The sequence below is a fragment of the Aminobacter niigataensis genome, assembly GCF_946995915.1.
GTDB classification, from domain to species: domain Bacteria; phylum Pseudomonadota; class Alphaproteobacteria; order Rhizobiales; family Rhizobiaceae; genus Aminobacter; species Aminobacter niigataensis.
Genome location: NZ_OX341517.1, coordinates 2,166,889 through 2,193,665, shown reverse-complemented (window position 1 = coordinate 2,193,665; position 26,777 = coordinate 2,166,889). Strand labels below are relative to the sequence as shown.

Sequence of the window (26,777 nt, the reverse complement as noted above, 5' to 3'; positions counted from 1 at the left end):
CGGACGACGCACCGGACCAAGGGGCAAATAATCCAGGTAGATTTACGAAGCGGCATCGCGTTCGGATGGACGAGAGAGGCACGCTGTAGCATTTTGAGTGAGCGCATCGGCGGTCCGGGAATCGGTTTCGATTTCAGGGCCCCGCGCCAGAAGAAGGATCCGGCCCGCATGAGCGTGATGATCAAGGAAACGGCGATGAGCGAGAGCGAGATGATCGCCGCAGCCGAACGTGCGCTTGCCGACATCGCCAAGATCCGCGCCGGCGTCGGCCGCGTCATCTTCGGCCAGGAAAGTGTGGTCGAACGCACGCTGGTTGCGCTCCTGGCCGGCGGCCACGCGCTGCTGGTCGGCGTGCCTGGGCTCGCCAAGACCAAGCTGGTCGAAACACTCGGCATCGTGCTCGGCCTCGACTCGCGCCGTATCCAGTTCACGCCCGACCTGATGCCGTCCGACATCCTCGGCTCCGAGGTGATGGAGCAGGACGACCAGGGCAAACGCTCCTTCCGCTTCATTTCCGGGCCGATCTTCGCGCAATTGCTGATGGCCGACGAGATCAACCGCGCCAGCCCGCGCACCCAGTCCGCGTTGCTGCAGGCGATGCAGGAGTATCACGTGACGGTCGCCGGCGAGCGCCACGACCTGCCCGCCCCTTTCCATGTGCTGGCAACCCAGAACCCGCTGGAGCAGGAAGGCACCTATCCGCTGCCGGAAGCCCAACTCGACCGCTTCCTGATGCAGGTCGACATCCTCTATCCCGAGCTCGAGGCCGAGCGCCGCATCCTTCTGGAAACCACCGGCATCGAGGACGCCAAGGCCCAGAACGTGCTCGATCCGCAGCGGCTGAAGGACATCCAGCATCTGATCCGCCGCATGCCGGTGCCCGAAAGCGTGGTCGAGGCGATCCTCAAGCTGGTGCGCTCGGCCCGTCCGGGCCAGGGCAATACCGAGACTGACAAACACGTGTCGTGGGGTCCCGGCCCCCGCGCCAGCCAGGCGCTGACGCTGTGCGCCAGGGCGCGCGCGCTTTATGACGGACGCCTCGCGCCGTCGATCGACGACATCCGCGCGCTGGCCGAGCCTGTCCTTCAGCACCGTATGGCACTGACCTTCGCCGCCCGCGCCGAAGGCATGACGGTCCGCGACATGGTGGCGCGGCTGGTCAAGGACATCTGATGGCGCGCATCGGCGAGTCATCGGCACCGGTTGCGACCAGCGATGCGCTTGCCCGCGGCAGGCTGCGCGCGTCGCTGGTGCCTGACCTGCTGGTCGAGGCCCGCCGCATCGTCAACACCGTGATTGCCGGCTGGCACGGCCGCAAGAAGCGCGGCATCGGCGAGAATTTCTGGCAGTTCCGGCCTTATGTACAGGGCGAGGCGATGGCCCGCATCGACTGGCGCCGCTCGGCCCGCGACGACCACACCTATGTCCGCGACCGCGAATGGGAAGCCGCCCACACCGTCTGGCTGTGGGCCGACCTGTCGCCGTCGATGCTGTACAAGTCGAAGGCGGCTACGGTGTCGAAGGAATCGCGGGCCCTGGTGCTGGTCTTCGCGCTGGCCGAGCTTCTGTCGCGCAGCGGCGAACGCATCGCCTGGCCGGGGCTGACGGACCCGTTCAGCGCCCGCAGCGGTGCCGAGCGGCTGGCCTCCCATCTGGCGCAAGCCATGTCGCTGCCGGCGAAGCCCGACCTTTCCGGCATCCGCCGCTTTTCCGACATCGTCATCATCGGCGACTTCCTCGACCCGGTCGAAGAGACCATGGCCTGGCTCGATACGCTGGCCCGCCACGGCGCCCGCGCCCATCTGATCGAAGTTGTAGATCCGGCGGAAGAAAGTTTCCCCTATGCCGGCCGGACCGAGTTCACCGACCCTGAAACGGGCGACAAGCTGACCGCCGGACGTGCCGAACAACTGGCCGAGGCTTATCGCAACCTCTATTCGGCGCGCCGCCAGGAGCTTGCCGCCTGGTGCAAGCGGCTGGGCTGGAGCTACACTGTCAATCACACCGACCGCCTTGCCTCGGACGCGCTGGTGCATGTGCACATGGCGCTGACCGCCGAAGGCCACGGACCGGGAGGCCGCCGATGAGCTGGCTGCCGCTGTCCTTCGGTGCGCCCGCGGTCCTGTGGGGCCTGCTGGCGCTGCCGGTCATCTGGTGGCTGCTCAGATTGACGCCGCCTAAGCCGCAGGCCGAAGTGTTCCCGCCGCTGAAGATCCTGGCGCGGGTGTTCAGAAAGGAAGAAACGCCGCACCAGAGCCCGTGGTGGCTGACGCTGCTGAGGCTGCTGATGGCAGCGCTTGTCGTGCTGGCTCTAGCCGAGCCGATCTTCAACCCGCGCGAAAAACTGCCGACGGGCGGGACGGCGCTGGCGCTGGTGGTCGACAATGGCTGGGCGAGCGCGCCGGACTGGAAACGCCGCACCGCGACCGCCGAACGGCTGATCGCCGATGCCGGGGCCGCAGGCCAGCCGGTCGTGCTGGCCTTCACCGCCGAAAAGCCGAATGCCGAGATCGGCCCCTTCGACGCCCAGGCCGCACTCGACCGGCTGCGCGCCGCCGAGCCTCGACCGGTGCCGACCGACCGCGGCCCGGTCTACGCCCGTGTCGCGACGGTGCTGGCCACGCTGCCCGGCGCCAGCATCGCTGTCCTCGACGACGGGCTGGCAAGTGCAGGCGACGAACAGGCGTTCGCCACGCTGCTCGGCCAAAACCCGCCGAACGTGCTGTGGGCATCGCCGGAACGGCTAGACGCCAAGGGCCTGACATCGGCCGAAAACGAGATGGACGGATTTGCCCTGACCGCGATCCGCGCGCCCGGCGATCCAGCGCCTGGTGCCGTGACCGCCGGCGCCTTCGACGACAAGGGCCGCCGCATCGCCGACGCCACGCTGACCTTTGCGCCGGGCGAGACGGTGGCGACCGGCACGATGACCGTGCCCTTCGAGCTGCGCAACGATTTTGCCTCGATCGCGCTCGACGGCCAGGCCCAGGCAGGCGCGGTGCGGGTGCTGGACGACAGCTCCAAGCGCCGCCGCGTCGGCCTGCTGTCGCAGTCGGATGCCGACGATTCGCAGCCGCTGCTGGCGCCGCTCTATTACATTCGCCGTGCGCTCGAACCCTTTGCCGACCTGAGCGAGCCGACAAGCTCTGATCTTGCCGAAGCGATCCCGCAGCTGATCGACCAGAAGCCGGCGATGATCGTCATGGCCGATGTCGGCACCATTCCGCCGCAGGCACGCGAAAGGCTGCTCAAGTGGCTCAACGACGGCGGCACGCTGGTGCGTTTCGCCGGTTCGCGGCTGGCGGCCGCCGGCAATGACGAGGAACTGCTGCCGGTCAGGCTGAGGCTCGGCGAACGTTCGCTCGGCGGCGCCCTGTCGTGGACGGCACCGCAGCCGGTGAGCGACTTTCCCGGCAGCGGCCCCTTCGGCGATCTTTCTCCGCCCAACGAGGTGACGGTGAGCCGGCAGGTGCTGGCCGAGCCGACACCCGATCTCGCGCAAAGCACCTGGGCCAACCTCGCTGACGGCACGCCGCTGGTGACCGGCGCGCGGCGCGGCAAGGGCACGCTGGTGCTGTTCCACATCGCGCCGCAGGCGACATGGTCGAACCTGCCGATCTCGGGCAGCTTCGTCGAGATGTTGCGCCGCATCGTGCAGCTGTCGCGCAACCAGGGCACGGCGACGGCCGGTGCCGAAGACAAGCCGGCATCGCTGGCACCTTACCGGATGATATCGGCAGAAGGCCGTATCGTGCCGCCGCCGCCGGACGCCCGCCCGTTGCTCGCCGGTTCAGGCACCCTGCCGGTGACGCTCGAAAATCCACCCGGCCTCTATGGCAGCGAAGAAGGCGTGCTCGCCCACAACCTGCTCAAAGCCGACGCAGCACTCGTGCCGATCGTCCGGCCGCAATTCTCGGCGCTGGTGACCGAAATACGTTACGCTTTCGACGAATCGCGCGACTTGAAAGGTCCGCTCGTGGCGGCAGCCCTGGCACTGATGGCGCTCGACACGCTGGCCGTCCTGTGGATGGGCGGGATGTTCTCGCGCCGTGGCACCCGGCGCGCACGAACGGCCGGAACTGCGGCTGCGGTCCTGCTTTGCCTCGGCGCCCTGCTCGCGCAGCCCGACCTCGCCCGTGCCGACGACACCAAGCCCGGCGACCTCGAGGCTGTGGAAGCGATTTCGCGCACCCGCATTGCCTATGTCCTGACCGGCGAAGCCTCGGTCGACGCGATCAGCCGGGCCGGCATTACCGGGCTGACAAAATTCCTCGTCGAAAAGACCGCGCTGGAGCCGGGCGAGCCGGCCGGCGTCGACATCGCCAAGGACGAGCTTGCCTTCTACCCGCTGATCTACTGGCCGATCGATCCGGCAGCCCCGATGCCAAGCGAGGCGGCTATCGCCCGCGTCGACGCCTATATGAAACAGGGCGGCACGGTATTGTTCGACACGCGCGACCAGTTTGCCAACGGCATCGGCGCGGATTCGGCAAGCCCTGCCACCGAGCGGCTGCGCGACATCCTCGCCAATCTCAACGTCCCGCCGCTGGAGCCGGTGCCGGCCGACCACGTACTGACCAAGGCGTTCTTCATCCTTCCCGAGTTTCCGGGCCGCTTCAACGGCAGCCCGCTGTGGGTCGAGGCGTCGCTGGAGGCATCCAATGCCGAAGGCCGCCCGGTGCGCACCGGCGACGGGGTCACCCCGATCATGATTACCGCCAACGATTTCGCCGGCGCCTGGGCCGTCGACGAGAATGGCGAACCGATGCTGCCGACAGTGCCGTCCGACCCGATGCAGCGTGTCTATGCGCTGCGCGCCGGCGTCAACGTCATGATGTACATGCTGACCGGCAACTACAAATCCGACCAGGTGCACGTGCCCGTGCTGCTCGAACGGCTGGGGCAGTGACATGAACTGGTCCGTCGCCTTCGAACCCCTTTTGTCGTGGCCCGTCTTGGCCGCCCTGCTCGTGCCGCTGGCGCTGCTGGCGCTCGTCGGCCTGTGGTTCCGCCAGCGCGGCGGATGGCTGAGGTTGCTTGCGCTTGGCGCACTCGGCCTGGCACTGGCCAACCCTGTGATTCTCGACGAGGAGCGCGAACCGCTGAAGAGCGTTGTCGCCATCGTCGTCGACCGCAGCCAGAGCCAGCAGATCGGCGAGCGCACCGTCCAGACCGATGCCGCGGTCGAGGGCCTCAAGGAGCGCCTGGCGCGCTTCCGTCAGTTCGAGGTGCGCGTGGTCGAGGCCGGGCGCGCCGATGCGGCCGACGACCGCACCGAGACACGCCTGTTTGCAGCGCTCGAAAGTGCGTTCCGCGACGTGCCGCCGTCGCGCATCGGCGGCGCCGTCATGGTGACGGACGGCCAGGTGCACGACGTGCCGGGCGCGCCGGCGATCAACGCCCCGCTGCATGCGCTGATCACCGGCGAGGAGAACGAGCGCGACCGCCGCATCCGCTTCGAGAACGCGCCACGCTTCGGCATCGTCGGCAAGCCGCTCGACATGACCTACCGGGTGATCGACACCGGCGGCGAAGCCGGTGCTGTCGACGTGCGCGTGTCGATCAACGGAGTGCAGGTTTCGGTCCAGCGCGCCTTCGTCGGCCAGCAAATGCCGCTGCAGATCACCATACCGAGTGCCGGCCGCAACATCGTCGAACTGTCGATCGAACGCGTCGACGGCGAGTTGACCGACACCAACAACCGCACGATCGCGCTGGTCGACGGCATCCGCGAGAACCTGCGCGTGCTGCTGGTCTCCGGGGAGCCGCATGCAGGCGAGCGTACCTGGCGCAACCTGCTCAAGTCCGACGCCTCCGTCGACCTGGTGCATTTCACCATCCTGCGGCCGCCGGAAAAGCAGGACGGCACGCCGATCAACGAGCTGTCGCTGATTGCCTTCCCGACGCGCGAGTTGTTCGTCGAGCGCATCAACGACTTCGACCTGATCATCTTCGACCGCTACCAGCACCGCGACGTGCTGCCGATCCTCTATTACGACTACATCGCCGAGTATGTCGAAAAGGGTGGCGCACTCCTGATCGCCGCCGGCCCCGAATATGCCGGCGACCAGTCCATCGCCAACACGCCGCTGATCTCGGCCCTGCCCGCCATGCCCAATGGCGACGTCATCGAAAAGGCGTTCTACCCCCGCCTGACCGAACTCGGACAACGCCACCCGGTGACCCGGGGCCTTGAAGGCTCAGGCCAGGAGCCGCCGCGCTGGAGCCGCTGGTTCCGCCAGATCGGCATCGAGCGGCCGGACGGCGAAGTGGTGATGAAGGGCGCCGACGATCGCCCCCTGCTGCTGCTCGACCGCAAGGGCGAAGGCCGGGTCGGCATGTTCTTGTCGGACCAGGGCTGGCTGTGGGCGCGCGGCTATGAAGGCGGCGGCCCGCACGTCTCGCTCTACCGCCGCATCGCCCACTGGCTGATGAAGGAGCCGGAACTCGAAGAAGAGCGCCTGACCGCCGATGGACGCGGCATGGTGCTCGACATCCGCCGCCAGACCATGCGCGACGAAGCAGGCTCGGCACGTGTCATCACGCCTTCGGGCAAGACGCTGGACGTGCCGTTGACCAAGAGCGATCCGGGCATCTTCCTGGGCAGCGTCGAGACCAGCGAAATCGGCCTCTACCAGGTCGGCAATGGCGACCTGACCGCGCTTGCCCATGTCGGGCCGGTCAATGCGCCGGAATTCGCCGACGTCGTTTCGACCGAGAACGTGCTCAAGCCGGCAGCCGATGCGACCGGCGGCGACGTGCGCCGGTTGGCGGCAACGGGCATTTCGGCCATTTCCGGAAGCATCTCCGTGCCGAACGTCGTGCCGGTGCGCGGCACGGCTGAAGCCTCGGGCCGCGATTGGCTCGGCTTCCGCACCACCGACGACAGCGTGCTCAAGTCGGTGTCGCGTGTGCCTTTGTTCGGCGGCTTCCTCGGTCTGGGACTGCTGCTGCTGGCGCTCGGCGCGATGTGGTACCGCGAGGGACGCTGACCGCCCTCGCCATGGAGTCCGTCAGCGCAGGCGATTGTCTTCAACGAGCTGAAGCTGGCGCCGCCGCGCGCCGTCGGTGTCGGCAAGGCGTCGCCGCGCGGCCTCGTCCTTACGCACCGTCAGGCGACTGGCTGCCTTGGCGACAGGCACGGACATGGCCAATAAGGGCGCAGGAACGGTTGGTCGTTTCGTGAAAAACATGGTTTGTCCTCGCATGGGGAAATGCATCCCGCCGCCAAGGGTCAAGCGACCCGACAGGAATGCAAGTGCTGATTTTCTGCTAGTTGCCGAAGCGTAACAGCATTCCGGCGCCCATGATAGAAGCCGTGCTGCTAAAATAAACTCGCAAATAAAAGCGGCTCCGGAAAAAACTCCTTACATAAACCTCAATTAACAGCTATAAGTAAATTATCGTTTTTTGGGCCAAGCTTGGCTATCGCGGCGTCAGAGGCTCTCGACCCGCCGAACTCACTCCAAATCGTCGATCCTTTGATGTGCGGCATTACTTGCTGCACGACGACTTTTCTCATTCGAAAGACAATCTAATGAACACTGGAACCGTAAAGTTCTACAACGGCCAGAAGGGCTTTGGCTTCATCGAACAGGCTGACGGCGGCAAGGACGTGTTCGTCCATGTCAGCGCGCTTGAACGTGCAGGCTTCTCCGGCCTCGCCGAAGGCCAGAAGCTCAATTTCGAGCTCGAGCGCGACACCAAGGGCCGCGAGTCGGCCACCAATCTTCAGCTGCTCTGATTGATCGGATCGAAGGACGCTGACCACGGATGTACTGGCAGCGTCTCTCTCGGTTCGCTTCCGAGCACGGCTGAAGTGAGGAAAGCGGGGCATTGCTCCGCTTTTCGTCCATTAACGGAGTTGCTGTCATGACCGGGCGCACCAAGCACTCGACCGTCCATTTCGACAAGCCGTTCGCCTTGCGTGGATTGGAAGAAATCCAGCCGGCGGGCGACTACGATATCGACGAGGATGAGGAAATGATCGACGGCATATCCTGGATCGCCTACCGGCGCGTTGCCACCTACATCCACCTGCCCGCCCGGTCTTCCAATCTGCTCACCAGCCAGGTTCTGGCCATCGACCACGCCGAACTCGAAGCCGCGCTGCGGCAGGACCAGGAACAGCTCGCATGATCAGGTTCACAAAGGGACCGGCTACAGCCCCGCGCGTGGAAAAGCCGTCGCATCGCTTCGCGGTCGGCCAGATGGTCCGGATCAGGAGCCGGGTCGGCATCGCGGTGAAGGACGCGGAGACCTTCCACGTCAAGGCGACATTGCCGGCCAAGGACGGCTCGCCGCAATACCGGATCCGCAGCGACAGCGAGAGCCACGAGCGGGTCACCACGGAAGACAATCTCGAGGGGGTCGAAGCGGCGGCCGGATAGGCGCGACGTTTCACTGGCAAGGAGGAAATGATCATGGCCAAGGGCCAACAACGCAGCAACCGCGAAACCAGAAAACCCAAGAAGGAAAAAGTCGCCGTGAAGGCGGCTGCCCCATTCGGCTCCCAGGTCAAACAGGCAGAAACCGCCCCCTACAAGGGCAAGCCGAAAGGCTGACGCACGGCCCCGAAAATCGTCTGCGATCTCCGGGATCAGGCGGCTGGAGGCGAATGTGAACTTCGTCATCGAATTTTATCGCCTGCGCGAAGAAGACGGCGCGCACGCCACCCTCGACCGGGTTCCGCTCGAAGCGGCGAACCTGGAATCGGCAATCGACATCGCCGGCTCGCTTTTCCACACACTCGCCATGCCGCAGATCCCGGACCACGTCCGCGTCTGCGACTGGTCCGGCCGTGAGCTCTAGCCGGACCGGTTTCCGGCGAAGAGCCAATCTGGCCGTGACTGATCGCCGATAGGGCGGTCGCCCTTACCTCCAGTTTCGGCGCCATGGTCCCCTGCCCTGCAGGCGTTCGACGCTCGATAAGCCAAATATCGTCGGCCCGGCCTTGCGGGTGCCTCTCATTCCTCCGGTTCGGTGGTGAATTGCAGCGGGTAGCCCTTGGCCTTTCCAGCCTCGGTCGCCCGCGTCGCCTTGGTCTCGGCGACGTCCCGGGTGAACACCGCGACGACGCAGACGCCACGCTGATGGGCGGTGATCATCACCCGATGCGCTTGGTCCTCCGACATGTGGAACTCGCCCTTCAGCACCGTGACGACAAAGTCGCGCGGCGTGAAGTCGTCGTTGAGCAGGATGACCTTGTGTAGCTTCGGCCGCTCGGTCTTCGGGCTGACCTTGGTGTGGGGAGCAGTGGTGATTTCGGGCATGGCAAGCGAGCCTCATGCGCGGGCGTCTACAGTATGGGATCGATCGACCCGCTCCGCAACGCCGCACCCAGCCCTGCGGCCGGAACCATCGCCGTACCCGGCCATTGAGAGGCAGGTCCGACGAAAAAAGTTGGACACGGATGTCGGAAAGGGCACCGGCCGTTCGTCCTTGCAATGTCACAACACGAGGAGAAGAAGCATGTCCTATGTCGATGGGTTCCTGCTCGCCGTGCCGAAAGGCAAGATCGAGGCCTACAAGGAGATGGCGCGCACCGGGAGCGAGGTCTGGAAGGACCACGGCGCAATCGCCTATGTCGAGTGCCTGGCCGACGACGTGCCCTATGGCGAAGTCACCTCGTTTCCCCGCGCGGTGCAGGCCACGGACGACGAGATTGTCGTCTTCTCATGGATCGTCTACCGCTCGCGCGAGGAACGCGACGAGATCATGAAGAAGGTGATGGCCGACCCGCGCTTGCAGGGCGATCCGGCGTCATGGCCGTTCGACGGCAAGCGCATGATCTATGGCGGCTTCAAGCCGTTCATCGAAAGCTGAAGGCGCCCGAAGCAATGGCGGTTGCCGGCAGCAGCCGGCGGCCGCCCGCTTGACCGCATCAGACGTTCCGTCAATAACAGCAACCCGCATAGGCTGAATGCGCAATTCGTTTCGCGCATAGGTAGATCATGCACGCTGAGATGGAACCGTTCGATGCAGCGCCTTACGACTTTTGACGTTCCCGCACGAGACCGCCTGTCCTACCTGCACGATTTCGTCGCCCGCCATGTCGCGGGCCTGCGCTTCCGGCCAGCCGATGCCGACAGCTTTGCGTTTGACGTCTCCGCCTACTTCCTCGACGCCGGCACGACGATCGGCACCGCGTGCTATTCGGCCGTGCTCGGCGAACGCCCCAAGGACCTGATGGCCGCAGACGGCCGCCAAGACTATCTGATGACTATCCATACCACGGATTATGAGGTCGCAATCGCCGGCAAGCCGCCGCTGTCGATCAGGGCCGGCGACATCACCCTGGTCAACGAGGCCACGGCCATGGCTTTCGCCTTGCCGAACACGCTGCTCAAGGTCGTGGCCCTGAACGAGGCGCGGCTTGCAGCGATAGCGCCCCGTGTCCGCACGCAGGCGTTTCACCACATTCCGGCGCAAGCCGGGGGTGCCGCGCTGCTGACTGGATATGCCGACCTGCTGCGCGCCGCAGCACCCGACGGCGAAGCCGGTCGTACGCTTGCCGGCAATCATCTCTACGACCTCGCGGCCCTCGTCGTGCAAGGCGCGACGAACGCCGCCGCCGAACCGGTTCGCGCCAGCCTGGGTGCCGCGCGGCTGGAACTGGTCAAGGCCGAGGTGCTACGCCACCTGACCGATCCCGAACTGAACGTCAGCGTAATAGCCCGGCGTCAGGGCGTGACCCCGCGCTATATCCAGCGGCTGTTCGAGCAGGAAGGCTCGACCTTCTCCGAGTTCCTGCGCGATGCCCGGCTCGACCTCGCCGTCCGTTCGCTCGGCAATGGCGGCGCAGCCACGATCTCAGCCATTGCCTTCGACGCCGGCTTTGGCGACCTGTCCTATTTCAACCGTGCCTTTAGGCAGCGCTTCGGCACGACGCCGAAGGAGATCAAGGCCGCAGCCCTGCGCCGCCGCCAGTAGTTCGGGCCTTTCCGGTTCGCACCAGTCCGCATCTGTTCGTCCCCAGCCAAGACCGCGCCAGCCGCGCCGTCGTAGAGCAGTGCCGTGGCGGACCGATGCATCCGACGGGCGGGGGCGCTCTTCGAACGCATGCGTGGCCGGCCATCGCCGGACCGCCGACTGGGCAGAGTCGGCGGTCCGCGCATGGGCCGTCTCCACGGAGTTCGCGCCATCTCCAGCGAAATCGAGAGATCCATGAAAACAGCGATTGCATTGATGTTGTGCGGCGTGCTCGCCGCCTGCAGCCAGACGACCTCGACAACCAGCACGACGAAAACAGCCGGAGCGCCCACGGCGGCGGCCCAGGTCGCGCCCAAAGGCAAAGCCGGGAAGATGACGGCCGAACAGCGCTGCGAGGAAGCCATGCGCAAGGCGACCAAGGCGCAGACCAACGCCGCCATGCTCGGCGGCGCGCTGTCGATGGTCGGCGGCTTCGGCGGCCTTGGTCGCGGCGGCGCGATCGCCGCGCAGGCCGCGTCTGTCGGCGGTTCGCTGATGCAGGCCAAGGCCCAGGACGATGCCGGCAAGGCACTGGAAGCGGAGTGCATGGGATGACCGTGCTTTCCCTGCTCAAGCGCCATCTCGCCGGCAGTCTGCTGGCGGCAAGCCTAGCCCTCGGCGCGTTCGTGCTGCCGGCTCGGGCATTGACGTTCGATGAGGTCGGCAAGGTGGTGCAGCTACTCACCGAGTTGGAGCCGGAACTCGGCCGCCTCGCCTATGACGAAGAGGAGGCCGACCAATGGTTCGAAGACGATGCCGGCCTCGAGGGCCGCATCGCCAAGGCCGGCTTCAGCCGCGAAACCTGGAAGCAGGCGCTCGACGCCACCTTCCGGGGTTATCTCGCGACAATCGCCACCGAAAGGTTCGAAGCCACATTCTCGGGCCTGACGGAAAGAGTCGATGCCAGCGATCTGAATGACGAGCAGAAGGCCGAGATGCGCAGCTTCGTCGAGACCAAGATCGCCGAGACACAGGCCCTGCGCGCCGAAGGCCGGCAATATGTCGACGTGGTGCAGCCTTATGCGGCCAGGCTGAACGAGTTGTTGGGCGATCAGGAAGAGTGAGGCTTCTTTCCTTCTCCCCTTGTGGGAGAAGGTGCCTGAACGAAGTGTAGGCGGATGAGGGGATTGGACGAAGCGCGATGCATGACACCCCGCGCTGAGGGGTGGTAGCACTCCGGCCAACACCCCTCATCCGTCTCGGCGCTGCGCGCCGATCCACCTTCTCCCACAGGGGGAGAAGGAAAAGATCGCTACCGCCTGAGCACCGCCGACAGCACATCGCGGATACCGATGGCGCCGACGAATCGCGACTGGTCGTCGAACAGCGCCACAGGCGACGTCTGCGAGCGGTGCATGGCGAGCATCACCAACTTGAGCGAGGTTCCGGGCTTGGCCCAGAACACGTGCGAGGCCTCGTCGGACGATTTTTCGATGTCGTCGACGGACACCCATACGGCCGGCTGGCCGTTGCGCTCGGCGGCGGCGACAAGACCCTGCGCGTCGATCTTGAAGCGTGTCGTCTTGCGCCGGTCGAGCCAGACCCAGCCCTTCCCCGCATCTTCGAGATCGCGGCGGTCGCGCATGACGTTCCATGCCGTCAGCACCGACAGCGGGTTCACATTGGCGATGAAGTCGCGGACATAGTCGTTGGCCGGACGCAGCACGATGTCCTCGGGTGGTCCGGACTGGACGATGCGCCCGCCTTCCATGATGGTGATGGTGTTGCCGATCTTCAGCGCTTCCTCGAGATCGTGGCTGACGAAGATGATCGTCTTCTTCAGCGTCTTCTGCAGCTGCAGCAGCTCGTCCTGGAGCTTGGTGCGGATCAGCGGATCGAGCGCCGAGAACGGCTCGTCCATCAGAAGGATCGGCGCCTCGGTGGCGAAGGCACGCGCCAGGCCGACGCGCTGCTGCATGCCGCCCGAAAGCTCATGGGCGTATTTCTTCGCCCAGGGCGTCAGGTTGACGAGGTCGAGCTGCTTGCCGACCTTCTGCTTGCGCTCGGCTTCCGGCATGCCGGCAAGTTCGAGGCCGAGGCCGACATTCTCCTCGACCGTCCGCCAGGGCAGCAGGCCGAACTGCTGGAACACCATGGCGACCTGATGCTGGCGCAGCCGCCGCAGCGTGGCCTCGTCGCAGGAGACGACGTCGACCATCTTGTCGCCGTCCTTGACCATGACCTGGCCGCGCGAGACGATGTTGAGGCGGTTGACGGCACGCAGCAGCGTCGACTTGCCCGAACCGGACAAGCCCATCAGCACCGAGATCTCGCCCTCGTTGACGGTGAGATTGGCACCCGCGCAGCCGAGCACGTTGCCGGTCTTTTCGAGGATCTCGGCGCGACTGGCGCCGCTGTCTATCAGATTGAGCGAGCCTTTGGTGTCGTTACCGAAGACGATGTCGACATTCTTGAAATCGACGGCAATGTTCATTTCTTGCCTCCCACCCCGATACGCGTCATCCGGTCGAGCACGATGGCGAGAACCACGATGGCCAGCCCCGCCTCAAGCCCGAGGTCGATCTTGCGTGAGCCGAGCGCGCGGTTGATTTCCGTTCCGAGGCCACCGGCGCCGATCAGGGCGGCGAACACCACCATCGACAGCGACAGCATGATGCACTGCGTCAGCCCCGCCATGATGGTGGGCAGCGCCGCCGGCAGCTCGACCTTCCACAACAGCTGCCGCTTGGTAGCGCCGAACGCCTCGCCGGCCTCGATAATGGCCTTTGGCACCGAAACGACGCCGAGATGGGTGAGACGCACCGCCGTCGGGATGACGAAGATGATGGTGACGATCAGGCCCGGCGCGTTGCCGAGGCCGAACAAAGTGAGCACCGGGATCAGGTAGACGAAGGTCGGCAGCGTCTGCATCAGGTCGAGCACCGGCAGCATGACGCGGTAGACCTTGGGCTTGTGCGCGGCCCAGATGCCGAGCGGCACGCCGATCAGCATCGAGGCTGCGGCTGCGGCGACGACCAGCACCAGCGTTTCCACCGTTTGCTTCCAGAGGCCCTGGTTGATGATGAACAACAGCCCCAGTGCGACGCCGATCGCCAGCGCCCGCGAGCGCTGGAGATACCAGGCCAGCAGCGCGATGAGCGCGACCAGCGCGACCGGCGGCAACAGCAGCAGCGCATCGACCAGCCCGTCGAGCAGCAGGTTGAGGCCGTTGGAAAAGCCGCGGAAGATGGCGTTGAAGTTGTCGGTGAGGAAAGTGAAGAATGCCTTGCCCCAAAGGCCGATCGGAATCTTGTAGGCGGCCAGCAAGCTCGATACCGGATCCATCTGTCCCCTCTCTATTGCTTTCGCAGGCACCGGTCGCGCCGGCGCTTCTCGCTTAACTTGATACGAAAAAGGGCAGCTGTCTCGCTTCGCTGCCCTTCATCATGTCATTTTGTCGGCAAGGACGCAGGCTTAGCTTGCCAGCGCCGCCTTCACCGCAGCCGAAGCATCGCCGCCATCGAAGGTGGTGACGCCGTCGAGCCACTTGGTGGGCGCGTCGGGATTTGCCTTGAGCCACTCCTTGGCGACGTCGTTGGCAGCGCCGCCCTTCAGGATCGCATCCATCATGGCATTTTCCATGGGAAGATCAAATTTCAGGTTGGAAATGAACTTACCGACATTCGGGCACTCGGCGACGTAACCCTTGCGCACGTTGGTGCTGACCGTTGCGGGGCCGAAGCCCGAGTCGCCCATGCCGTCGAGATAGGTGATCTTCATCTCGCCCATGACAGGATGCGGCGTCCAGCCGAGGAAGGCGATCCACTGATTGTCTTTCATCGCCTGCTCGGCCTGCGTCAGCATGCCAGCTTCAGACGACTCGACCAATTCGAAGCCCTCAAGGTTGTCGGCCGGGTTCTTGATCATGTCGAGGATGATGCGGTTGCCATCGTTGCCGGCTTCGATGCCGTAGATTTTAGCGCCGAACTTGTCCTTGAACTTGCCGAGGTCGGTCAGCGTCTTGACGCCAGCTTCCGCGACATAGTTTGGCACGACGATGCCATACATCGGCCCGGTCAAATTCACGCTGATTGTCTCGACCGAGCCGTCAGCAGCGTAGTCCTTGATGTCGTTGGCCATCGAAGGCATCCAGTTGCCGAGGAAGACATCGAGGTCATTGTTCTTGAGCGAGGCATAGGTGACCGGGACAGAGAGCTGGATGACCTCCGGCTCGTAGCCCAGTGCTGTCAGCAGCACCGAGGCGACACCAGTTGTTGCAGTGATGTCAGTCCAGCCAACATCCGACAGACGTACCTTCTTGCAGCTCTCGGCGTCCCCCGCGTAAGCGGCACCGGCAGTCATGACCGCCGACACGCCGATGGCGGCGGCGAGTGTTATCATGCGCGACATATGTAGATTCTCCCATTCGTATTTTTAACGGCAACGCGATAGTGTTGTTGTTCGTCTTTGTCGCGAGCCAAACACCATTTTCCTTTGGATTCAAGTGACATGACGCAGCGACACACGCCGCGGGCTGATCCATCAGCGACATCGCGAAGGTTTTTTGCGGTGGATGGCGAAGCTGCCCTCTCCCCGCGCCCGCCAGCTTGGGCTTAAGGAAGCACATGGCCAAGCTCTACTTCCACTATGCCACGATGAACGCCGGCAAGACGACCATGCTTCTGCAGGCGTCCTACAACTACCGCGAGCGCGGCATGACGACGATGCTGTTCGTCGCCGGCCACTACAGCAAGGGCGACACCGGCTACATCTCGTCGCGCATCGGCCTTGAGGCCGGCGCCGAAATGTTCCGCCACGGCGACGACCTGTTCGCCCGTATCGCCGAGCATCACGATCATACGACAGTGCATTGCATCTTCGTCGACGAGGCGCAGTTCCTTGAAGAAGAACAGGTCTGGCAACTGGCGCGGGTTGCCGACCGGCTGAATATCCCGGTCATGTGCTACGGCCTGCGCACCGATTTCCAGGGAAATCTGTTCAGCGGTTCGCGCGCTTTGCTCGCCATCGCCGACGATTTACGCGAGGTGCGCACCATCTGCCGTTGCGGCCGCAAGGCCACGATGGTGGTCCGCCTCGGCCCCGACGGCAAGGTGGCGCGCCAGGGCGAGCAGGTGGCAATCGGCAAGGATGTCTATGTCTCCTTGTGCCGGCGCCACTGGGAAGAAGAGATGGGCCGCGCCCAGCCAGATGATTTCATCGGATTTGCATCGCGGAGCTAAGTAGCTTCGCCTTAAATGTTTTCGCCGGGCGCTTGCGTCTTTCAATCGATAGATGCGGCACATATATTCGGCGCCACTGTCCCGCATTCGACACCGGAGGAACGTATGGCAACGCTGCAGAATTTCGATGCCGAAATCGCCAAGACCAAGCAGGTCGTGGAAGAAATGCGGACCAAGATCGAAAAATCGGGCACCGTGCTCGACACCATCGCCAAGACTGACGAGAAGATCGGCGCCAGCGATTTCGACATCGAGAATGCGCGCATCCAGGATGTTCTCAAGCAGCAGAAGGTGATGGAAGGCAACATCGCCGACTTGATCATCGGCCTTGAAGACGCCACCAACGTGTTCGGCTCCGAATTCGAGAGCATGAAGAGCTTCACCGGCTGGGAAACCTTCGTCGGCATCTTCTCCGATTCGAGCAAGCAGCGCATGCGCACCGACCGTGTGCGCAACATGTCACTGGCCGGCAACCTGCAGGAACTCCTGGTCAAGTCCGACACCATCGTCGGCATCCTGAAGGCACAGAAGGACGTGCTCGACGCGCGCTATAAGACCTCGGAGACCAGCCTGTCCCAGGTCATCGAGCGCCGCAAGTCGACGATGTCGAACCTCGAGGCGGTCCAGAAGCGCATCGAGGAGTTGAACCCGCTTCTCCTCGACATCGAAAACAAGATCGCGGCGTCGACCAGCCAGAAGGAGCGCACCGACCTCGAATCCGAACGCTCCAAGCTCGCCACTGAATACAACGAGAAGCAGGCCAAGGAGCAGGAACTGCTGGCCGAGAGCCAGACGCTCGAGCGCTACACTTCGATGTTCCAGACCTTCGTCGATTCGCTGAACAACCAGATCGCGGCGCAGAACACGCTGATCAACAAGCTGACCATCGATACCGAACAGCGCATCGTGCTCTACAAGGCGCTGGAGGACTCGCTGAAGACCGCGGCCCAGCAGGACGTCGCCCACAAGATCAACACGCTGGGCTCCAAGGTCGACAACACCGCCGAGGAGACGATGGCCGGCATCGGTGCGGCCGCCCAGAAGCACATCGGCGACCTGCTCGAAATGCACGAGAAGAACATGGTAGCGACTGCCGACATCCAGCGCCGCAAGAAGCTGGCCGACGACGCCTTTGCCCGCCGCTTCGACGATGTGCTGAAGAAGCATAACGCTTCGGACTACGTGCAGTCGTAACGACTATTCAGATGAGAGCCCTGCGCTCCGTCGCGCGCCCCTCTGGCCTGCCGGCCATCTCCCCCACAAGAGGGGAGATCAGGTGGCAGCTCAGACTTCGCCAATCTTCGGCGTTGAAAGTGGGGCAAAGGCGCAGATGGCGGCTGATCTCCCCCCTTGTGGGGGAGATGTCCGGCAGGACAGAGGGGGGCAACGTCGAGCCCATGCATTCGAGATTTCACCCATGACCCCCACCGACGACCCGGCCGTCCGCTATTTCGATGCGATCAAGGCGGCGCTGAGCGGGCTGGAAATCTTCATGCGCGACGACCGCTCGCCGCTCTACAGGCACGGCATCGTGGCGAAGATCGCGGCCGAGTACATCTCGCGGCTGGAGCGGTCGTTCGCTTGCTGGCGCAACCGGCTGGGCTTTATGGAGACCTTCAAGATTTCGCGCGCCGAAAGCGGTTTTCCGGTGTTCCAGAACGTGCTGGAACTGGAAAACGACCGCAAGACGGCGGCGCAGCGTCTGGCCAGCATCCCCCCGCCCGGCGAGCTGCGCGAGGAGATGGCCGACTTCATCCTGCGCCACAAGGAATTCCCCGAGGCGCTGCAACGCTCGATGGCCGAGCGGCTGTATCTCGAGGACGTCAAGGACGGCGTGACCTTCAGCCCGTTCATCCTGGCGCAGACGGCCAAGGTGTCGGTCAACCCGAAGTCGATGCGGCCCTATTATCTCGTACATTGGGGCAGCTTCGACGGCAGCGCCAATCTGCCGATGATCTATATGGCCACGGTCGAGGATTCATCCGAGGCGATGGTCGAGCAACTGGTCGACAACAACGGCAAGCTCAACGAGAAGATCGACATTCCCCTGCCCGTCGACGGCCTGCTCAATCCCGACCTGGCCCACCGCTTCGACGACTTCACCGAGAAGAACTCGACCTACTCGCTGTCGCCGCTGACGATTGCTACTAATCTCGACAAGGATTTCCCCGAACTGCACCCCAAGCAGCTCAGGCGGCTGGTGCTCGGCCCGTTCTATTCGGCCGGCATCACCGAGCACAATTCGGCGGTGGCCGAAGTGCTGTCCAAGGTGCGCAAGGCCGAAAACGCCTGGCTGCTGACCTGGACGATCCAGGAGGTTTATTCCAAGGCCGAGAAGCCGGGGCGCAAGGGCCTGTGGTCGAGCGAGCCGGCAAGCGAGGAGTTCTTCATCAACACCGACGACCTCGAAGCCGCGCGCCAGGGCGTGTCGAGCTACGAGAAGCACGCGTTGATCCCGCACGAGGCCTACCAGGCGCTCTATGCCGCCGGCGAAGCCGAGAAGATCTTTGGCGGGTACAAGGTGCACATCCTGTCGAAGGGACAGGTGATTAGCGATGTGTAGCGCGCGACCGGCTTGGGTTGGCTCAGCCCCTCACCCTTACCCTCTCCCCGTGAAGAACGGGGAGAGGGAGGCGTCGACGGCGCGGTCAGCCTCCTTCTCCCCGTCCTCACGGGGAGAAGGTCCGGCAGGGGATGAGGGGCAGCGCCAACGCTCCCCTGAACGAGCGAGGGTTCAATGGACACCGGCCTGACTGCGATTTCGGAAGCCGACATCGAAAAGCACCGCGCCATCGCGCAGAGCTTCATCACCCGCATCGTCGTGCTGGAGGATTCCTCCGGCCAGTCGGGTACGGCACTGGCCGGCACCAACCGGCGCTTTGTCTCCACTGTGTCGACCGGCTCGATCCGCAAGACGCGCGAGGTCGAGCTGCAGAAGACCGTCGCAGCCATCCGCCCCGACGACCAGCTGATGTCGATCCCCCAGCACACCCTGCTGTTCCGCGCCCGCCGCGGCATTGCGGTGGCGCTGGCCGTCTCCGACGTGTTCTCGCGCTCGACCGATCTCGAGGCGCTGCAGGCCAAGAATGCGCGGACGCCGCTGGAAGGCGACGAAGCCAGCCATTTCAAGAAGCTGCTGTCGGCCTCGGCCTATGTCGCAGCCTTCACACTTGCCTCCTATCTCGCCCAGCTGATCGACAGCGACGGCGAAGCGCCGAACGATGTCACCGAACCTGACTTCCTGTTCGACACGCCGCAGGATGCGGTGAAATCGATCGTCTCGGGCCTCGACCGCGCGCTTGCGGGCGCCAAGGACGATGCCGATCTTCTGACGCGCGGCCGCGCCTTCGCTCGTGTCGCGATCGAGGGCCTTTTGCAGCGCAAGGGTCGTTTCGACGGGCTCGGCGCCTTCGAGAATGCCCATATCCGCATCGACGCCGACGACTTCACCCTCGACGGCTTCGACGTCGCGCCGGGCAAGAAATCCAAGCCGCTGGTGATGACCTTCAAGAAGCCGCAGGAGGTCGTCGGCAACCACATCGCCAAGTTCCAGTCGGTCCGGCTGGCCAAGATGCTGATGGCCTATGACTTCGACCGCGAGCTGAACCCGTTCGTCGAGCTGGGCGGTTTCCTGTTCACCTTCATCGGCGACGGTGCGCCCGGCACCGGCAAGACGACGCTGATCCAGATGATCGCCGGCCTGGTCAACAACTACTGCCAGGTCGCCGGCTATCCCTTCGCCTACGAGAATTTCGGCGTCGACCAGATCTCGTCCTACCAGGGCAAGTCGGGCCAGAACTGCCGCCAGTTCATCAACAACGTGCTCAACCCGCGCGCCATCGGCTTCGGCACCATCGACGACATCGACCAGGTGGCGGCGAAGCGCTCCGATGATCGGGCCTCCGCCGGCCAGCAGGAAATCACCGGCGTCCTGATGGACGCCTTTGCCGGCGCGGGCACGGTCGTGCGCGGCAACTGCTCCTTCGGCATGTTTTCCAACTATCCCGAAAATGTCGACGACGCGCTGCGCCAGCGCGCCGGCGCCCGCTGGCTGGTCGACGGGCCGCAGACCCGCGACGACTACATCGACATCTTCGTGCTGCTCGCCGGCAAGAACCACAAGATCCCGCTCGGCGAGCACGAGCTCTATGCCGCGCAGGAGATCCAGCGCGCCGTGACCGAGGCCTATGAGGAGCATGCCAGGCCGCAGGAAGACGGGCTGGAAAAAGTCTACGACCGCTTCATGAAGGACAATGGCGCGCCCAACACCCTCGCCGATGTCGGCACCTACTTGCACATGATCAAGGAGGCCGAACCGCGCTTCACCGGCCGCGCCATCAAGAACGTCACCGACGCGATCAAGATGCGCGCCATGGACATCGAGCTGCCGGAAGATTGGTTCGAAAAGCCCGAGACCTTCATGCACAAGGGTTACGACGAGAAGAAGGCGATGATCGAGGAGCTGCGCGGACCGTTCTCGATGGACATGGTGATGCAGGAGATCAACCGCTACGCCGACTCGGAATTCCGCTACTCCGACAAGTCGGACGATGCGGCGGTATCCAAGCTGCTCCGCGACGCAAGGCTACGCGAACGCGCGGCGAAGGAGATGGAGGAGCTGAAGGCGAAGGGGCTTTGGAATGCTTGACTGGCTATCAGGCTCATCTCAGGATTTTCCAAGATTCGTTGAGCACGTCGGGATGCGAGACCTATATCTCTTGTGGGTGCAGGCGACGATAATAACCATATATTTGAATTTTCCTGCGATAAGAAGTGTGGTTTGTATTAGATATAAAATAAAATATGCATCAAAAAGCTTGAATATCGAAAATAAAAATGTCGAATTTTACGGAGAAGCCGCAGAGATATTTGGAAAATTTGTCACAAATCTGGTCTGTTTGGCGCTAGCTTACATACTCGCGTTGCTTCTTTGGTTTGGTGTCTAGATGGACCTCCTCCGCGACAACGAGCTCATCTACGGCCGCCTGCTGCCGGTCGACGAGCCGCATCTGATCGACCGTTACAACAAGGCGCTCAAGGCGTTCGGGCTCGAACCGACAAAGCTGAAGAGTTTCGAGATCGACCGCACCGGCTTCTCGCCCGAGATCGCCGAGGAGCTGGGCGACTACCAGTATCTCGACCCCAACGAGGTCAACCGCCGTTTCATCATCCTGACGCCGTCGCAGATCGACCTGCCGGTGGTGCACACGGCGTTCTCCAACACCTCGCAGCTTTTGTTCGAATTCATGTCGAAGAACCAGCGCGCCATCGACGCGCTGACGATCAAGGACGTGATCTACGGCGAGATCGAGGATTCGGTGTCCAAGGTCGAGGACATCGAGGACCTGTTGTCGATCAACCAGGTCGAGTTCCGCGTGCTGTCGGCCGAGGACGTGCTCGGCAAGGCCGCCGAGCTCGGCAAGCTGGTCGACAAGCTGAAGCAGGAGCCCGAGGCCTGGCGCGACGACGAAATGCTCACGCGCATGGTCGAGCTCGCCAAGGTCTGCGGCGACATCCGCGAGAACGCGCTGGTGCCCGACCAGGTGATCTTCCGCCACAACGCCTTCTGGACCAGCCATTTCGGCGGGCTCTACGTCTTCGTCGACCGCGACGTGACGACGGTGATCTCCGATCCATCGGCGCCTGGCTTCCGCCGCTCGCGGCCATGGCAGGTGAGCTACCTGTCGATCCGCGACGCCGACAAGGTGTTCAAGTTCCTGGCCTCTACCGGGCGCCTCGACCTGCCGCGCGCTTCGTGGATCGAAAGCTCCGGCTATCTCGAGCACCGGGCCGAGATGGCGGTCAGGGCGCTGATCCGCGCCGCCGAGCCGAAGCGCGACCTGGGCAAGGTCGACAAGGTCTGGCTGCAGACCTGGATCCACAGCCATGCCGACGCGATCAACAGCGACGGCACCTTCCCCTTCCTCAACGGCGCCAAGCGCGAGATCTCCCAGCTCGGACAGCTCAGGCTCGAAGACGTATTTCCGCTGCATCGCTTTCTGGTGGTGCGCGCCAAGCCCGATCATCCCGACGCCTGGCTGACCAACCGGCTGATCTCGGAATTCGTGCCGTCCGACTTCGTGTCGCGCTATGTCTTCAACAAGCAAGGCTTCTACAAGGACTATGAAGAGCTCAGCGAGACCTGGCGATCCAATGTTGTGGACACGTTGAAAAGCTCATATCTGAAAGACAAGGCAGCGTTCCGCGCACAGCTTTACGGCCTGACCGACTGAGGGGGTTCCATATGCTTGATCCGATCGTGAGTTTCTTCACCCGGATATTCCAGTTGATCGGCCGCGGCCTCGGCTTCGTCATCGGCATCCTGCTCTTGCCGTTCATCTGGCTCGGTCGCTGGTACGTCCAGCGCGGCTGGATCCTCAAGAGCGCGCTCGGCGCGGCCATCCTCGGCCTGGTGGCACTCTACGGTTACTTCGTCTGGAACACGCAGGTCTGGACCAACTTCAACCCCGACTATGTCGCGGCGCATAATTTCGAGAACCGCAACGTTTCGGCCGGCGAGCAGGTCGTCGCCGGCGGCGGCACCGACACCGCGCGCACCTGCGGCCGTTCGGCCATCGCCGACATCTCGGCCGAACTGACCAATTTCAACGTCAACGAGAATGCCTGGATCTCGTCGATGATCCTCTACAAGACAGGCTTGTTCGGCCTGTCCTGGGACAAGACGCCGTTCCTCGACAACAAGGCCTCGTTCCAGCGCGGCATCAACCAGGCGATCCGGCGCACGACGACGGAGCTGGCCGACAATCTCGGCCGCGTGCGCGGTACCAGCCAGGTCGATTCCGACCTGCAGGACGCCCGCGGCAACATGCAGTTCGACGAATACACCTGGTATTTCGGCCTGACTCCGTTCGGTCCGAAGACGCCGACCCCGAGCTACTACCGTTCGGCGATCAAGAGCCTCAACAGCTTCAACGCCCGGCTGGAGAAATGCGAAGCGGTGTTCGACGCCCGCGCCGACAACCTGATCCAGTTCATCGACCGCATTTCCAACGACATCGGCGCCACCTCAGCGATCCTCAAGGACCGGGCCGAGAACTTCAACAATGGCTGGTTCGACCCGCGCGCCGACGACCGCTTCTGGTTCGCCTATGGCCAGCTCTACGGCTACTACGGCCTGCTGAAGGCGACCCATGCCGATTTCGAGGACGTGCTGCGCAGCCGCAACCTCGACAATCTGTGGGACACGATGGAGCAGCAGACACGTTCGGCGCTCAACATCCAGCCATTCATCATTTCCAACGGCGCCGAGGATGGCTGGTTCATGCCCTCGCACCTGATCACGATGGGCTTCTACATCCTGCGCGTGCGTTCGAACCTCGTCGAGATCAGCAACGTATTGAGCAGATAAGCGAATGGCGAATAGTGAGTAGCGAATAGTAGTACGGTAACGCAACACGCTCTGCGCGCCCGCCACCTTCCCTGCTCGCTATCCCTACTCCCTGCTCGCTATTCCCTACTCCCTATTCGCTCTCTTGCCCCTGTCGCAATCCGTGCATTGGGCGGCTGTTTTGAGACGGCAGCACGGAGTAGTGTCGCGTTTCTATGCGCCCACGAGCATGGGTGCTGCTGCCCGCTCACGCAAAGTCTGAATTCCGGAGGAGCCGTCATGGCCGAGCACAAGACCGACATCCAAATTGCCCGCGCGGCAAACAAGAAACAGATCCAGGAGATCGGCGCCAAGATCGGCATTCCGACCGAGCATCTGCTGCCTTACGGCCACGACAAGGCCAAGATCTCGGCCGAGTTCATCGCCAATGCGCGCAAGAACAAGGACGGCAAGCTGATCCTGGTCACCGCGATCAACCCGACGCCGGCCGGCGAAGGCAAGACCACCACCACCGTGGGCTTGGGCGACGGCCTCAACCGCATCGGCAAGAAGGCCGTGGTCTGCATCCGCGAAGCCTCGCTCGGACCCAACTTCGGCGTCAAGGGCGGTGCAGCGGGCGGCGGTTATGCCCAGGTCGTGCCGATGGAGGACATGAACCTCCACTTCACCGGCGACTTCCACGCCATCACCACCGCCCACAACCTTTTGTCGGCGCTGATCGACAACCACATCTACTGGGGCAACGAGCTCAACATCGACACCCGCCGCGTCGTCTGGCGCCGCGTCATGGACATGAACGACCGGGCGCTGCGCGAGATCAACTGCTCGCTCGGCGGCGTCGCCAACGGCTTCCCGCGTGAAGCCGGCTTCGACATCACGGTTGCCTCGGAAGTCATGGCGATCCTGTGCCTGGCGACCGACCTCAAGGATCTCGAAAAGCGCCTCGGCGACATCATCGTCGCCTACCGCCGCGACAAGAGCGCCGTCTATGCCCGCGACCTCAAGGCCGACGGCGCCATGGCCGTGCTGCTCAAGGACGCGGTCCAGCCGAACCTGGTGCAGACGCTGGAAAACAACCCCGCCTTCGTCCATGGCGGCCCGTTCGCCAACATCGCGCATGGCTGCAACTCGGTGGTCGCCACCACGACCGCGCTGAAGCTCGCCGACTATGTCGTCACCGAAGCCGGCTTCGGCGCCGATCTCGGGGCCGAGAAGTTCTTCGACATCAAGTGCCGCAAGGCTGGCCTCAAGCCGGCGGCGGCGGTCATCGTCGCCACCGTGCGCGCGATGAAGATGAACGGCGGCGTCAAGAAGGAAGACCTCGGCAAGGAAAACGTCGAGGCGGTGAAGAAGGGCTGCGCCAACCTTGGCCGCCACATCGAAAACGTCAAGCAGTTCGGCGTGCCGGCGGTGGTGGCGATCAACCACTTCTACTCCGACACCGACGCCGAGATCGCGGCGATGAAGGAGTATGTCGCGGCGATGGGCGAAGAAGCCATCGTCTGCAAGCACTGGGCCCATGGTTCGGCCGGCATCGAGGAGCTCGCCCACAAGGTGGTCTCGCTTGCCGAGAGCGGCGCCTCGCAGTTCGCCCCGCTCTATCCCGACGACATGAAGCTGTTCGACAAGATCGACACCATCGTCAAGCGCATCTACCGCGGCTCGGAGGCGATCGCCGACAAGTCGGTGCGTGACCAGCTCCATGCCTGGGAAGCCGCCGGCTACGGCCACCTGCCGGTGTGCATGGCCAAGACGCAGTACTCGTTCTCGACCGATCCCAACCTGCGCGGCGCGCCCACCGGCCATGTCGTGTCGGTGCGCGAGGTCAGGCTGTCGGCCGGTGCCGGCTTCATCGTCGCCATCTGCGGTGAGATCATGACCATGCCGGGCCTGCCCAAGGCTCCGTCATCGGAAAAGATCTTCCTCAACGAGGCAGGCCAGATCGAAGGCCTGTTCTGAGATAAAACGGACTTCCCTAAAAGCTCGGCCGCCGCGACATCGCGGCGGCCGACTTCGTTTGCGCGGATCAGAAGATCCCGTTCACCGGCAATCCCAGCGCCATCGCCCCGGCATACTGCGCCTGCGGGCCGGCCTGGAGCGGATGGAAGCGCGCGCCCTGCATGTCGCGGAAGCGGCGTTCGAGCCCGCGTTCGCGGTAGAAGGACGCCCCGCCCGCCAGTTCCATGGCAAGGTCGACGACTTCGAGGCCGTGGCGCGCGACCAGCGCGCGTCCGATCATCACGTCATTGACGCTTTCGGCCGAGGGTGCATTGCGTTCGATCGTCTCGATCATCGAGCGGTGGGCCATCTGGGCGGCGCGCAGGGCCGTGTCCATGCGGCCGGCAAGATTGAGCACGCCCTCGCCTCCCGGCTTCTTCCGCGCGATCTCGACGGCGATGTCGCGCGCACTTTCGGCGACGCCGAGATAGACCGCGTAGATCAGCGGGAAGGCAACGGTGGCGATGATCTGGAACACCGGATGCCATTGCCGCGGCGTGCGCGAGAAGCTGACCGCCGCATCGGGGATGAACAGTCCGTCGATGACGACATCGTTCGAGCCGGTGCCGCGCATGCCGAGCGTGCGCCAGTTGTCCATGACGCTGACCTCGGGCGCCCGCATCGGCGCGCCGAAATGGATGACCTTTTCGGTGCCATCCTCTTCGCAGAGGATCGCGCCGGTCATCAGGATGTCGCCAGCGACGGCACCCGAGGTGAACGCCTTTCGCGCGGTGATGCGGTAGCCGCCATCGACCTTCTCGGCCTTGCCCGAGCCGCCGATCCAGTCGGACCCGCCACTGGAAAGTAGAATGATCTTCTCGGCCGCGATACGCTTGAGCAGGGGCTCGACCGCCGCCACCTTCTGGTGACGCCAGCGCCAGGCGGGGATCGCCACCTGATGTGTGTGCATGGCAAAGGCAAGCGCGGTCGAACCGCAGGAATGGGCGAGGATGCGCAGCATGTCGCAAAGTTCGGACACCTCGGCGCCGCCGCCGCCCAGTTCGAGCGGCACGCCGGCTTGAACCAGTCCGGCTTCTTTCAAAAGCACGTAATTCTCAGCGACGAACCGATCGCTCTCGTCGAACTTGGGAGCACGTTCCGCAAGGATCGGAGCCAGTTCATGGGCCGCGCCCACGACATCGGTGGCAACCGGAATGGTCCCACCTGCACTTGCCGTCGCGATGTTTTCAAGACTTCTCATCAAGTCGTCTCCTGGTTGACTGGCAGGTCGGGGTGGAGAATTGCGCCAAAGCCATCGCCGGTCCAGTTCAGGAACTGTA

At 63.9% G+C, this 26,777-nt stretch carries 26 protein-coding genes; 20 read left to right on the top strand and 6 right to left on the bottom strand.

The window, feature by feature from the left end:
* Positions 1–168: 168 nt before the first annotated feature.
* The 4 genes from O1Y97_RS10590 to O1Y97_RS10575 are packed head-to-tail and all read left to right on the top strand — an operon-like array spanning position 169 to position 6,992.
* Positions 169–1,173, top strand: a complete 1,005-nt coding sequence (locus O1Y97_RS10590; RefSeq protein ID WP_318763971.1) for an AAA family ATPase — start codon at positions 169–171, stop codon at positions 1,171–1,173.
* The gene (locus tag O1Y97_RS10585) at positions 1,173–2,087 is read left to right on the top strand and encodes a DUF58 domain-containing protein (RefSeq protein WP_108607282.1); all 915 of its coding nucleotides are present in this window, start codon (positions 1,173–1,175) and stop codon (positions 2,085–2,087) included. Before O1Y97_RS10590 ends, O1Y97_RS10585 begins: the two co-directional genes overlap by 1 nt.
* A complete protein-coding gene (locus O1Y97_RS10580) occupies positions 2,084–4,909 on the top strand; it encodes a DUF4159 domain-containing protein (RefSeq protein ID WP_318763970.1) in 2,826 nt (941 codons plus the stop codon). The genes O1Y97_RS10585 and O1Y97_RS10580 overlap by 4 nt, the downstream gene beginning before the upstream one ends.
* 1 nt (position 4,910) lies before the next feature.
* Complete coding sequence (locus O1Y97_RS10575; protein WP_318763969.1) at positions 4,911–6,992, top strand: hypothetical protein; 2,082 nt, start codon at positions 4,911–4,913, stop codon at positions 6,990–6,992.
* 21 nt (positions 6,993–7,013) lie between these two features.
* On the opposite strand, the gene O1Y97_RS10570 is transcribed toward O1Y97_RS10575, so the two are convergent.
* The gene (locus tag O1Y97_RS10570) at positions 7,014–7,193 is read right to left on the bottom strand and encodes a hypothetical protein (RefSeq protein ID WP_183259838.1); all 180 of its coding nucleotides are present in this window, start codon (positions 7,191–7,193) and stop codon (positions 7,014–7,016) included.
* Positions 7,194–7,537: 344 nt separating this feature from the next.
* Here O1Y97_RS10570 and O1Y97_RS10565 point away from each other — a divergent pair, with 344 nt between their 5' ends.
* The 5 genes from O1Y97_RS10565 to O1Y97_RS10545 all read left to right on the top strand — a co-directional run bounded on the left by O1Y97_RS10565 (position 7,538) and on the right by O1Y97_RS10545 (position 8,811).
* Positions 7,538–7,744, top strand: coding sequence for a cold-shock protein (locus tag O1Y97_RS10565; RefSeq protein ID WP_108607279.1), 207 nt, complete (start codon positions 7,538–7,540; stop codon positions 7,742–7,744).
* Positions 7,745–7,872: 128 nt separating this feature from the next.
* Entirely contained in the window at positions 7,873–8,139 is a 267-nt protein-coding gene (locus O1Y97_RS10560; RefSeq protein WP_183259836.1) for a hypothetical protein, read from the top strand.
* Positions 8,136–8,390, top strand: coding sequence for a hypothetical protein (locus tag O1Y97_RS10555; protein ID WP_183259833.1), 255 nt, complete (start codon positions 8,136–8,138; stop codon positions 8,388–8,390). Before O1Y97_RS10560 ends, O1Y97_RS10555 begins: the two co-directional genes overlap by 4 nt.
* 33 nt (positions 8,391–8,423) lie before the next feature.
* Positions 8,424–8,564, top strand: coding sequence for a hypothetical protein (locus tag O1Y97_RS10550; protein ID WP_318763968.1), 141 nt, complete (start codon positions 8,424–8,426; stop codon positions 8,562–8,564).
* 55 nt (positions 8,565–8,619) lie between these two features.
* A complete protein-coding gene (locus tag O1Y97_RS10545; protein ID WP_318763967.1) occupies positions 8,620–8,811 on the top strand; it encodes a hypothetical protein in 192 nt (63 codons plus the stop codon).
* A 155-nt stretch (positions 8,812–8,966) separates the two neighbouring features.
* Here O1Y97_RS10545 and clpS read toward each other — a convergent pair whose 3' ends face one another.
* Positions 8,967–9,272 carry an ATP-dependent Clp protease adapter ClpS gene (gene clpS / locus O1Y97_RS10540; RefSeq protein ID WP_108607275.1) on the bottom strand — a complete coding sequence of 102 codons (306 nt, stop codon included), beginning with the start codon at positions 9,270–9,272 and terminating at the stop codon, positions 8,967–8,969.
* A gap of 199 nt (positions 9,273–9,471) precedes the next feature.
* Between clpS and O1Y97_RS10535 the strand changes: the two genes are divergently transcribed.
* The 4 genes from O1Y97_RS10535 to O1Y97_RS10520 all read left to right on the top strand — a co-directional run bounded on the left by O1Y97_RS10535 (position 9,472) and on the right by O1Y97_RS10520 (position 12,035).
* Positions 9,472–9,825: a DUF1428 domain-containing protein gene (locus tag O1Y97_RS10535; protein WP_108607274.1), complete on the top strand. Its 354-nt coding sequence runs from the start codon at positions 9,472–9,474 to the stop codon at positions 9,823–9,825.
* Between the two features lie 153 nt (positions 9,826–9,978).
* Positions 9,979–10,932, top strand: a complete 954-nt coding sequence (locus O1Y97_RS10530; protein ID WP_318763966.1) for a helix-turn-helix transcriptional regulator — start codon at positions 9,979–9,981, stop codon at positions 10,930–10,932.
* Positions 10,933–11,166: 234 nt separating this feature from the next.
* The gene (locus O1Y97_RS10525) at positions 11,167–11,526 is read left to right on the top strand and encodes a hypothetical protein (protein ID WP_318763965.1); all 360 of its coding nucleotides are present in this window, start codon (positions 11,167–11,169) and stop codon (positions 11,524–11,526) included.
* Positions 11,523–12,035 (top strand): hypothetical protein, encoded by a 513-nt coding sequence (locus O1Y97_RS10520; protein ID WP_318763964.1) that lies wholly within the window; start codon positions 11,523–11,525, stop codon positions 12,033–12,035. Before O1Y97_RS10525 ends, O1Y97_RS10520 begins: the two co-directional genes overlap by 4 nt.
* A gap of 188 nt (positions 12,036–12,223) precedes the next feature.
* Here O1Y97_RS10520 and choV read toward each other — a convergent pair whose 3' ends face one another.
* From choV to choX, 3 genes are all read right to left on the bottom strand, one after another.
* On the bottom strand, positions 12,224–13,405 hold the full coding sequence (choV, locus tag O1Y97_RS10515; RefSeq protein WP_108607270.1) for a choline ABC transporter ATP-binding protein: 1,182 nt from the start codon (positions 13,403–13,405) through the stop codon (positions 12,224–12,226).
* Complete coding sequence (gene choW / locus O1Y97_RS10510; protein WP_108607269.1) at positions 13,402–14,256, bottom strand: choline ABC transporter permease subunit; 855 nt, start codon at positions 14,254–14,256, stop codon at positions 13,402–13,404. The genes choV and choW overlap by 4 nt, the downstream gene beginning before the upstream one ends.
* A gap of 129 nt (positions 14,257–14,385) precedes the next feature.
* Entirely contained in the window at positions 14,386–15,321 is a 936-nt protein-coding gene (choX, locus tag O1Y97_RS10505) for a choline ABC transporter substrate-binding protein (protein ID WP_318763963.1), read from the bottom strand.
* A 215-nt stretch (positions 15,322–15,536) separates the two neighbouring features.
* Between choX and O1Y97_RS10500 the strand changes: the two genes are divergently transcribed.
* From O1Y97_RS10500 to O1Y97_RS10470, 7 genes are all read left to right on the top strand, one after another.
* Complete coding sequence (locus tag O1Y97_RS10500) at positions 15,537–16,151, top strand: thymidine kinase (RefSeq protein ID WP_108607267.1); 615 nt, start codon at positions 15,537–15,539, stop codon at positions 16,149–16,151.
* Between the two features lie 105 nt (positions 16,152–16,256).
* Complete coding sequence (locus O1Y97_RS10495; protein WP_108607266.1) at positions 16,257–17,345, top strand: hypothetical protein; 1,089 nt, start codon at positions 16,257–16,259, stop codon at positions 17,343–17,345.
* 223 nt (positions 17,346–17,568) lie between these two features.
* Entirely contained in the window at positions 17,569–18,714 is a 1,146-nt protein-coding gene (locus tag O1Y97_RS10490) for a hypothetical protein (RefSeq protein WP_318763962.1), read from the top strand.
* 174 nt (positions 18,715–18,888) lie between these two features.
* Entirely contained in the window at positions 18,889–20,799 is a 1,911-nt protein-coding gene (locus O1Y97_RS10485; RefSeq protein WP_318763961.1) for an AAA family ATPase, read from the top strand.
* 298 nt (positions 20,800–21,097) lie between these two features.
* The gene (locus tag O1Y97_RS10480) at positions 21,098–22,384 is read left to right on the top strand and encodes a DUF6638 family protein (protein ID WP_108607263.1); all 1,287 of its coding nucleotides are present in this window, start codon (positions 21,098–21,100) and stop codon (positions 22,382–22,384) included.
* 11 nt (positions 22,385–22,395) lie between these two features.
* Positions 22,396–23,520 (top strand): DUF2333 family protein, encoded by a 1,125-nt coding sequence (locus O1Y97_RS10475; protein WP_318763960.1) that lies wholly within the window; start codon positions 22,396–22,398, stop codon positions 23,518–23,520.
* A gap of 258 nt (positions 23,521–23,778) precedes the next feature.
* Positions 23,779–25,458, top strand: a complete 1,680-nt coding sequence (locus tag O1Y97_RS10470) for a formate--tetrahydrofolate ligase (RefSeq protein ID WP_108607261.1) — start codon at positions 23,779–23,781, stop codon at positions 25,456–25,458.
* Positions 25,459–25,525: 67 nt separating this feature from the next.
* On the opposite strand, the gene O1Y97_RS10465 is transcribed toward O1Y97_RS10470, so the two are convergent.
* Positions 25,526–26,698, bottom strand: coding sequence for an acyl-CoA dehydrogenase family protein (locus O1Y97_RS10465; RefSeq protein ID WP_108607260.1), 1,173 nt, complete (start codon positions 26,696–26,698; stop codon positions 25,526–25,528).
* Positions 26,699–26,777: the final 79 nt, after the last annotated feature.